This window comes from Marinobacter sp. EVN1, from assembly GCF_000475375.1.
GTDB classification, from domain to species: Bacteria; Pseudomonadota; Gammaproteobacteria; order Pseudomonadales; family Oleiphilaceae; genus Marinobacter; species Marinobacter nauticus.
In genome coordinates, this window is record NZ_AXCB01000025.1 from 1 (window position 1) to 3,018 (window position 3,018).

Sequence of the window (3,018 nt, forward strand, 5' to 3'; positions counted from 1 at the left end):
TCCCGTCATGAGAAATCCGGGTTAGCGAGCGCACTCTCAAACCATGAATCCGCCTCATCTTCTGTCAGAGTGCGACGAGGGCCTAGAAACCTCATTACCTCAGGGTCTCTTAGCATTGCCATAACAGCCGCTTTATCTTGCTGATAAAGATCCCTCAGTTTCACAGGAATCATAATTCTGGCTTCATCATATAACGCCTCGGCTTTGCTGCGTATGAGATCACCCGGGAAGGTGCATCCGACAGTTAGCTTCTACACGGCTGGACGTTTGGTTAGCAACGCCCACACACCGGCCAGTGAAAGTAGAGCGCCACCAGCAAAATTAAACCTACGCTGCGCTTTGGTCGAGAAAAACAGCCGGCGAGCAGATGATGCGAAAACTGTGTAAAGCGTGGCATTGATGGTCGCCAGAGCAACAAAAGTGATTGCGAGCAACCACATTTGGATCATCCCGTTTTCACCCGGTGTAATGAACTGCGGTAAAAAGGCCATGAAAAAAACAATGCCCTTCGGATTGAGTGCAGTTACGAAATACGTGTTCATGAATAATCTCAAGTGCGAGGAGTCAGGCGTCGATTCCGACATTTCAGTAGGTGAGAAGCCTGCGCGAATCAACCTGATACCAAGGTAAAGGAGGTATAAGCCACCTACCACTTTCACTGCTGTAAACCAAAAAGCAGACACTGCGAGCAAAGCTCCCAAACCCACAAGTGAAGCAAACAATGCGGTGGAGTCACCCAGGGCAACAGCAGCCACCAAAGGAATATTGGCGCGAGGACCATGACTCACTGAGTAGCTGATGACTGCCAAAATTGTCGGGCCAGGGATCACCAGCAGGACCGTCGATGCGACAACAAATGCAAACCAGGATTCGATTGCCAAGAAACCTTCTCCTATTAAGTTGGGGCCAACCGTAACCGTCTGACAGCAAGAGTGGAGGACCTTTTACCGGCTGCGTGCCATCGATTGCCCGAATCTGCCGGTCAATTTTAGACCATCTCTCAAGTTCAATCCCATCAACACTAGATTGACTGCACCCACAAGCAGTTCAATTCCTTGCACTGTATAAAAGCGTGTATCAAAAGCGCCTACTGATGCCCAGCTATCAAGAAATACGGCGCACGGTATAAGTATCAAAATTCCGTTTATGCCAATGACAGGCATTCTTATCTTCTTTTGTGAAACCAGCTTTCCACTCCTGGCTTTGGCCAAGGTGAAACCACTCCCGCATGGTTACAAGTTCCGCGTAGGTCTCGTTGATTTGTGGCGTGTATCGGTCGGCTTTGGTAACCGCTGCCTTGAGGTTGTCCGGAACCAGCAGTTCCGGCACGCCACCATAGAACGCCAGCATCTGCTGGTGGAAGGCGATCCAGTCCGGCAGGCTCTGGCTACAGGTGGCCTCGGCGAAGGTGTAGCTGGACGCGCCCAGCACGGCCACAAAGACCTGAGCCTTGCTCATCTCGCCAGTGCTGCGATCCACCACGGGAACCGTGGGGCCACAGTAGTCGATATAGATCTTCTCACCCGCCCGATGAACCTGGCGCATGCTGCGCCGCTGCCGACCACGCCAGAGCCGGTAGTGATGGCAGAACTGACTGTACCGGCGAGCCTTGTCGCCGTGGCGCTCCACGTACTCAGCCCACAGCAGTTGTAGGGTTACGCCCTTGGTCTTCAGTTCCTGGTGGACCTGGAAGTAGTCGGGTTCGGCAAAGCGTGCAGGCGGCGTCTTGGCCGGGAACAGCTGGGCTTCCAGCCTGGCCTCGTTTGTGCCTTCCGGCAACGGCTAGTTGATGCCTTGAGCGGTGGCCAGGCTGACGTACTTGCCGACCACGCCCTTGGGGCGACCACAGGCACGAGCAATGTGCTCATGGCTCAGACCCGCTTCGTACTTGAGGCGCAAGACCTCGATGATTTGTCGCATGGAAATCCTCGCTGCCGGCATTCGCCCTTCCTCGTGATGAAAAAGGAAGGGGTATGCCGGATAAAGTTTAAGAACTCCAGCGTGTTGGCAGTGATTCCGGGGGAACGTGACCGAAGATTCCGGAAAACGACCCGAAATCGGTCACGTTCAAACGGAATGGGCGGTCACGATGGGCCGGAATATGCACCTTGCGATGAAAAAAAGTGAACGCCGTCAATTTATCTACACAGACCATACGTTATATTCGGTAAACTGTAATTACCCGATGACTTTCATTTGTTTCACGATGGATAGGCACAGGAGGTGCGTGATGAACAAAGGGCGTGACTTGCTAGGACTATGGGTTCTGCTCCTCTCATTTAACGTTTCACCTCAAATCCGGCGTTCGATAGAATCGTCGTTTTTGGGGACGAGACTACTGACTCAGGCAACTTTGCACGTTGGTCTGACCACACAGACGACAGTCATCTTAACAAGAGTAGTTCATATTTCGGCAATTTTTACGATGACGGACGTGCCGCCAATCATGACGACAAAAAAGGGAATTTGCTGGCTATTGAGTCGCTTGCGAAGCGGCTCGGTCATGAAATATCGCACTCCTATAACCTAACTCCAAGCACTGCCAGCGAAAGTGGGACCAATTTTCAGTAATTGGCGCGCACTCTGCTTTCACCATGAGTTCCACATTTCGCAAGCCACTCATCAGCTCCAGCTGGAGGTCTTTACGCCCCTCTCTTCAGATGGGGGCAGGTCCAGTAGCACTCATCTTTAAGGTATAAAGAGATGTTTAGATAATGAAGACGGACCTTTAAAGTGATTCTTACTTCTAAAAAAATCAGAGCCTTAGTTGAAAGCGGGGATATTGAGATATTTCCGTTTGACGAAAATAACCTAGATGTGAATTCTTACTCATTTCATCTGGGTGATACGTTGATCGAATATACCAATGATGTAGTTGATCCCATGGTGCAGAACAAGAATCGAAAAATAAAAATTCCTGCCACGGGCTATGTCTTGAATCCAGATTGTTTTTATCTAGGGAAGGTCTGAATAACTGCTGATATTTGCCCATCTTGGGTTTAAACGGCAAAAAATCGA

4 protein-coding genes are annotated in these 3,018 nt (G+C 50.6%); 1 reads left to right on the forward strand and 3 read right to left on the reverse strand.

The genetic code is table 11. The features are described 5' to 3' along the window. Nucleotides 1–251: 251 nt before the first annotated feature. The 3 genes from Q674_RS33455 to Q674_RS41485 all read right to left on the reverse strand — a co-directional run bounded on the left by Q674_RS33455 (nucleotide 252) and on the right by Q674_RS41485 (nucleotide 1,941). Complete coding sequence (locus tag Q674_RS33455; RefSeq protein WP_023009211.1) at nucleotides 252–881, reverse strand: LysE family translocator; 630 nt, start codon at nucleotides 879–881, stop codon at nucleotides 252–254. A gap of 223 nt (nucleotides 882–1,104) precedes the next feature. Then, a complete protein-coding gene (gene istA / locus Q674_RS33460; RefSeq protein ID WP_023009212.1) occupies nucleotides 1,105–1,779 on the reverse strand; it encodes an IS21 family transposase in 675 nt (224 codons plus the stop codon). Between the two features lie 3 nt (nucleotides 1,780–1,782). Next, a complete protein-coding gene (locus tag Q674_RS41485; RefSeq protein WP_023009213.1) occupies nucleotides 1,783–1,941 on the reverse strand; it encodes a hypothetical protein in 159 nt (52 codons plus the stop codon). Between the two features lie 792 nt (nucleotides 1,942–2,733). Here Q674_RS41485 and Q674_RS41680 point away from each other — a divergent pair. Then, nucleotides 2,734–2,970 (forward strand): dCTP deaminase domain-containing protein, encoded by a 237-nt coding sequence (locus Q674_RS41680; protein ID WP_023009214.1) that lies wholly within the window; start codon nucleotides 2,734–2,736, stop codon nucleotides 2,968–2,970. Nucleotides 2,971–3,018 lie beyond the last annotated feature (48 nt).